Source organism: Algorimicrobium echini, from assembly GCF_900115185.1.
Lineage (GTDB): Bacteria > Bacteroidota > Bacteroidia > Flavobacteriales > Flavobacteriaceae > Algorimicrobium > Algorimicrobium echini.
Genome location: NZ_FOVN01000013.1, coordinates 1 through 6,010, shown reverse-complemented (window position 1 = coordinate 6,010; position 6,010 = coordinate 1). Strand labels below are relative to the sequence as shown.

Here is a 6,010-nt window from a genome sequence, read left to right as displayed (position 1 = left end):
GAATAATATAAACAATAACCAAGCTCACAAAAAGTAGAAAAAACCTGTATCACAAAACACCGTAGGTGAACCCAATTAAAGCGGTATCACACATTTATAGCAAGTGGCCAGGTTTATTATAATTTATAATCATACAGATGCTGGTGACCGTCACAATACAAGAATGGATCACATATAGGATGCTGAGCAAGTTATTTAAAAGGCATTGAAATATTGATAATCCTATCGGAATTATCAACATTTCAACACCACACCATCATCAATATGAGATAATTAAAAAATAAATATTAACTTTGGAGAACTAGGCTAGTGCTTTTCATAGGATACGGTGTTGCCATTAGTTTTTACTTTAACTTTTCTAGTAATAGTTCGGCAACTAGTTCTGAAGATGCAGGATTTTGTCCAGTTATTAATAAACCATCTTCGACCGCATAAGGATTCCAATCTGCTTTTTTAGTGTAAATTCCACCATTACTCTTTAACATATCTTCAACCAAAAATGGAACAACAGAAGTTAGTTGAACAGCTTCTTCTTCTCCGTTTGTAAATCCAGTTACTTTTTTCCCATTAACCAAAGATGTCCCATCCGTATTTTTGGTGTTTTTAAAAATTGCAGGAGCGTGACAAACAGCAGCAACAGGTTTATTGTTGTTATAAAAATCTTCTATTAAGGCAATTGAGTTTTCATCTTCAGCTAAATCCCATACAACACCGTGTCCACCAGGATAAAATACTGCGTCATAATCTGCTTGATTTACAGTTTCCAATTTTATTGTTTTAGATAAGATCTCTTGAGTTTCTTTATCATCATTAAATCTTATGGTTGCTGGAGTTTGGAAATCTGGTTCATTACTTTTTGGGTCAATTGGAGGTTGTCCTCCTTTTGGAGATGCCAAAGTAATTTCAATTCCTTTATCTTTTAATAAGTAATAAGGTGCTGCAAATTCTTCAATCCAAAAACCAGTTTTCATTCCAGTATCGCCTAAATCTTCGTGATTAGTTAATACAAATAATACTTTTTTCATTGTTTTGCTTTTTTTGTGTTAATACTTAATTTTTTTTCATTAGAATTATTTTCTTTTGTGTTTTTACGACAAGAGGAAAATAAAGCTAAAGCGATTATAATTGTTGTTATTCTTTTGATTAGAGACAAAATTACTGCCAAATTAAGTACTGAAAATTGATGTATGGTAATAAAATCAATTATCAGATATTTCTTTTCTAATTCTACTTAAGCTTTCGGTAGTAATTCCTAGATAAGAAGCTATATGGTAATTTTTTACAGCCTGTTCAATATTTGGGTAAGTGCTAATAAAAGAAACGTATCTTTCTTTAGCTGATTGGGCTAAATTTGCTAATATTCTTTTTTGAAAGCTAGCAAAAGCTCTTTCCATTTTTTTTCTGAAAAAAGTTTCTAATTGTGGAATCTCTAAAAATAAATCTTCCATACTTTTTTTGGAAATTTCATATAAAGTTGCTTCCTGAATAGTTTCAATATGCATAATCGCTTTGGATGTCGTGAAGAAAGCTGTATAATCGCTTATCCACCAATCATTAATGGCGAATTGCAAAGTATGTTCTTTACCAGATTTGTCAATAAAGTAAGTTCTTAAACATCCATTGTAAACATAATATTGATTGTTCACTTTATCATCTGCTTTTAATATTGTAGTCCCTTTTTTTAACTTGAGTTTTTTAAGTTTACTTTCAATAAGATTCATTTCTTTTTTTGAAAAAGAAATGCCTTTAAAAATTTCTAATATTATTGAATTTTCGATGTTCATTTAAATTACTCGCAACGGTCTCGTTTATCGCCATTTGGCGGAGTAAGAGACGCGAATTTGTCGGCTTAGTATTGGTTTGTTGGTAAAGTTAATTATTTTCTTACTAACGAAGCCGCTTATTGGCGATGAACCGTTGTTGTGCGCAAGCTTATTAGTATTAATGTTTTAATTATGCTTTTTCACATTATTTTGGTAATCCGACAAGCAGCTTGGAAATACTGGTAATAACTTTTGCTTTTGTTCTTCAATTCCAATTTTAATAATCTCGATATATTCCGCTTGAGTGAATTCCGCTTGAATCTTTGCAGTTGAATATTTACAATACGCTTTAGTCAAATCAGGATATTTTACTGCCATTTCTTTAGAATCTGCTAAACATTTTTCCGTTAATATATTAACGCTTTCATTTGTATAACTTTGGTTTTTCGGTTCAGCCAGTACGGGTTTTATTACCTTACAGGGAAGAATTGATAGGAGACATTCGAAGAAGCAGGTAGCACGGTGGCGTTATTGATCTAATAACGGATTCAGTAGGTGGAATAGTTGGAATTGCCAATTTTATTTCTAAAGCAGATATATTAGCAACTATTGATCTTAGAATTGATTATTTACAAGGTGCAAAAGCATTTGATTAGTTGAAGATAATCTAGTACATTTGGGCAATAGACTAATGGTAACAACAATGTAGGCTTTCCAGGAAGGTCAATTGGTTGCTGAAGAAAAAGTCGTTTACAATTTCTTTAAAAGTAAATCCTAAAAATTTAATATTTGGAATATTTTCTAAAACACCGACATGCTACCTGGCTCGAACTATTCTTCGACCTAGTTTTTGTATCCAGCATTGGAGTAGTGACTCATAATCTGGCGCATACTCATAATAATCATTTAACTTCTGAACAGATTTGGCTATTCCCTTTACAATTTATTATAATCTGGTGGATCTGGACGGTACATACCTTATTTTCCAATCGATTCAATCATGATAATAGGATTGAAAGAATCTTTAGTCTTACAATTATGTTCTTGATGATAGTCATGTCTGCATTTTTTGGAGATGATCTCTTTCAGAATTATCCTGCCTTTGTCGGTTTTTATGCGGTTATAAAGTTAATATTGGTGTTTTTATTTTTTAGAGCATCTAATCAAGACCTGCACTCTGTAAGTTATGCTAGGAAAAGTGCTTATGTAATTCTTTTAGGCACGGGAATTTCAGCTTTTTCCATTTTCATGGAAACTCCTTTAAGGGAAATTATTTTGGTTTCCGGAATTCTAATTGAAATGCTCGGTATTTATCTTGTAAGTACACGGAATTTGGAGAAACCAAAACCAGTCCATCGCGAACATATGGTAGAACGAATAGGATTACTTTCAATAATACTTCTGGGAGAATCTATTATAAGTCTTACAGGTACTTTAAGAAATGTCAATTGGGACATTTTAAGTATTGTGGCAGCAGTTACGGGTTTTATTATGATTGGCCTTATTTGGTGGATATATTATGATAGTTTTCCTATCAATGAGCGGATTAAATCTATGACCAACGGGTTTCCTATGTTGTATTCCCACTTGTTTTTAGCTATGGGTTTTGTAATCATGGCTAATGTGATTCGACATGCTATTTTAAATGATCTAAATATGAATGAGTTTAGAATTCTGGCGATTACGGGAATGAGCTTTTTTTACATCGGAAAACAAACCGTTTATATTGTTTTTATTCCTCCCTTCCGTAAAAGGATGATAATTAATACACTGTTATGTATTTTTATAACCATAGCATCTACCTTTTTGCCAAAAATGGAATATACGCTTGTTGGAATTACAATAGGTATGCTGTTTTACACGTTTGCCAATTTCAAGTTTATCTTAACCAAGGATGTATCTGAGTATGTTTCGAAAGAATAAAAATATATAGGCTTGCGTACAACGTTTAGTCTATGAAGCGTAGCGCCCGAATGGGAGCTATGATTTTATAAACAGTGTTATGGGCTTTTTTACATTCATCATTATCACTGGAAAATTGTCCATGCTTAAGTCTCTTATCTCCATTCCAAGACCCCTTATTTAGTTCTACATTTGTAGTGTAACAAAAATAAGTTAAAATGAAATTTAAAAGTTTAATCAAATTAAGTAGCCTAGTTCTAATTCTAGGGATAACAATTCAAACATTTTCTCAATCAAAAAAAAATAAAATTATGGACAACACAAAAAATGAAAAAATCGGATTATTAGTAATCATGAAAGCGAAAGAAGGTAAGGAGCAAGAAGTGAAAGAGTTTCTTCTAGGTGGTTTATCATTGGTAAATGCAGAACCAAAAACTGAATCTTGGTTTGCATTTCAAATAGATGAACAAACTTTCGGAATTTATGACACATTTGAAACTGAAGAAGGCAGACAGGCACACTTAAAAGGAGAAGTGGCAAAAGCCTTATTGGCCAATGCTGGAGATCTTTTAGAAGGTTTTGATGCTAGCAGAGACATTAAGACCGTTGATATTCAAGCAAGTAATCATAAAGAGGGTAATCAGAATAACGGATTATTGGTGATTATGAAAGCCAAAGAAGGAAAGACATCTGCAGTGGAGGATTTCTTACAAGCGGGTAAGTCATTGGTAAGTTCTGAGCCTGCAACTTTATCTTGGTATGCTATTAAAATCAATGAAGAAACCTATGCCATTTTCGATACGTTTGCAGATGACGCTGGCAGAGATGCTCATTTAAAAGGGAAAGTAGCAGCAGCGTTGATGGAAAATGCGCCTGAAATTTTAGAAGGTTTTGATGCTTCAGCAATTCAAAAAATTAACATTCTAGCTTCAAAATAACTATTTGATTTAAGAAAGGAGTGCTTTTGGCACTCCTTTTTTTTTAAATTTGAATGAGCTAAAAAATAAATTTAGTATGGCCCAAATAATTATAGACAAACAAAACGGGGAACTTGCGTTTAGATTAGAAGAGTTCAACGACCTAAACCAGTTTGATCATTTACAAAGAAGAAATTATTATTCTATCGTTTTGTTATGTGGAATTAGCTATGAACTAAGCGTTGATTTTCAAAGTTTTGAATTGCAAGGAAATCAAATGATTTGTTTGGCTCCGTATCAACCTTTCATGATACGTTCTGAAGAAAAGTGTCAGGGTTATTTATTGAATTTTCATCCCGATTTTTTTTGTACATATAGACATCAAAACGAAATAGAGACCGAGGGATTCCTTTTTAATAATTTCCATGGATTACCCTATTTTACTGTAAATGAGCAAAGCCTATTTCTTAATTTGATTGATCAAATTTCGAAAGAGATGGACAAAGACTCAATCGCTCAGCATGAAGTTCTTGTGGCATTTTTAAAAGTGTTTTTAATAGAAGCGGTCAGACATAAGAAACAATTTGATCAACAATTAACTCCCAGAACGTCAGATTCAAAAACAGAAATTTTACAAAATTTAGTCGATGCAATTGAGAGTAATTATTGCAAACTCCATTCTCCCCAAGAATACGCAGATGAACTAAGTGTAAGTCCTAAAACTTTAGCTGGTATCGTCAAGAAATATCTCAATCAAACGACTTCATCCTTAATTTCAAATAGGATTATTATTGAGGCGAAACGAGAACTTTATCTAACTTCTAAACCAGTGAAACAAGTTGCTGCTTTTTTAGGTTATGACGATGAATTCTATTTCAGTCGTTTTTTTAAAAAGAAGGTAGGAGTATCACCTGATATTTATCGTAAGACAGTTGGTTTTGCTAAACTAGAGTCAAATTAATTACTCACAACGTGTTTGTATATGGTTTGTTGCGTGGTTTAGCACGTAATTTAGCAAATAAAAACCGAATAGAAAATCCTCGAGGATTTTCGTAAGTAGGCGAGAACCAAGCAATAAATTATAGCATCCATGAAAAAGCAGAAAGTCCAGTATCTTTAAAGTTCACGAAAACAATAAGATATGAAAACTGAACAAACTGCTCAACCAAAGTTATACATTGGAATCGACATCCACAAACGTAGCTGGAAGATTCATTGTGCCACAGATTTATTTTCAGGAAAGTCATTTACGATGCCACCAAAACCTGCTGTATTGCGAAGCTATGTTGAGAAACATTTTACAGATTACGAAGTTACTACAGCTTATGAGGCAGGCTGTTGTGGTTACTATGCACATCGTAGTTTCGAGAGCTATGGATGGCATTCATTGGTTGTTAATCCAGCAGACATTCACCGAAAAGGAAAAGA

6 protein-coding genes and 1 pseudogene are annotated in these 6,010 nt (G+C 32.8%); 4 read left to right on the top strand and 3 right to left on the bottom strand.

The genetic code is table 11. From position 1 onward, the window contains the following. Positions 1-344: 344 nt before the first annotated feature. The 3 genes from BM239_RS15120 to BM239_RS15110 form a co-directional block, all read right to left on the bottom strand. Complete coding sequence (locus BM239_RS15120; protein WP_092210161.1) at positions 345-1,025, bottom strand: type 1 glutamine amidotransferase domain-containing protein; 681 nt, start codon at positions 1,023-1,025, stop codon at positions 345-347. A 174-nt stretch (positions 1,026-1,199) separates the two neighbouring features. Continuing rightward, positions 1,200-1,784, bottom strand: coding sequence for a Crp/Fnr family transcriptional regulator (locus BM239_RS15115; RefSeq protein WP_092210159.1), 585 nt, complete (start codon positions 1,782-1,784; stop codon positions 1,200-1,202). A gap of 165 nt (positions 1,785-1,949) precedes the next feature. Beyond that, positions 1,950-2,141, bottom strand: coding sequence for a hypothetical protein (locus BM239_RS15110; RefSeq protein WP_092210157.1), 192 nt, complete (start codon positions 2,139-2,141; stop codon positions 1,950-1,952). A gap of 411 nt (positions 2,142-2,552) precedes the next feature. Between BM239_RS15110 and BM239_RS15105 the strand changes: the two genes are divergently transcribed. The 4 genes and pseudogenes from BM239_RS15105 to BM239_RS15090 all read left to right on the top strand — a co-directional run. Next, a complete protein-coding gene (locus BM239_RS15105) occupies positions 2,553-3,686 on the top strand; it encodes a low temperature requirement protein A (protein ID WP_092210155.1) in 1,134 nt (377 codons plus the stop codon). A 290-nt stretch (positions 3,687-3,976) separates the two neighbouring features. Then, positions 3,977-4,603, top strand: a complete 627-nt coding sequence (locus BM239_RS15530) for a putative quinol monooxygenase (RefSeq protein WP_143094941.1) — start codon at positions 3,977-3,979, stop codon at positions 4,601-4,603. A gap of 76 nt (positions 4,604-4,679) precedes the next feature. Further along, positions 4,680-5,543, top strand: coding sequence for a helix-turn-helix domain-containing protein (locus BM239_RS15095; protein WP_092210151.1), 864 nt, complete (start codon positions 4,680-4,682; stop codon positions 5,541-5,543). A gap of 180 nt (positions 5,544-5,723) precedes the next feature. Continuing rightward, a pseudogene (locus BM239_RS15090) lies at positions 5,724-6,010 on the top strand (IS110 family transposase); the annotation flags it as partial.

Coding starts and splice junctions, on each gene's coding strand:
- BM239_RS15530 (WP_143094941.1), top strand. CDS start 3,977: ATGGACAACACAAAAAATGAAAAAATCGGATTATTAGTAATCATGAAA.
- BM239_RS15115 (WP_092210159.1), bottom strand. CDS start 1,784: ATGAACATCGAAAATTCAATAATATTAGAAATTTTTAAAGGCATTTCT.
- BM239_RS15110 (WP_092210157.1), bottom strand. CDS start 2,141: ATGGCAGTAAAATATCCTGATTTGACTAAAGCGTATTGTAAATATTCA.
- BM239_RS15120 (WP_092210161.1), bottom strand. CDS start 1,025: ATGAAAAAAGTATTATTTGTATTAACTAATCACGAAGATTTAGGCGAT.
- BM239_RS15095 (WP_092210151.1), top strand. CDS start 4,680: ATGGCCCAAATAATTATAGACAAACAAAACGGGGAACTTGCGTTTAGA.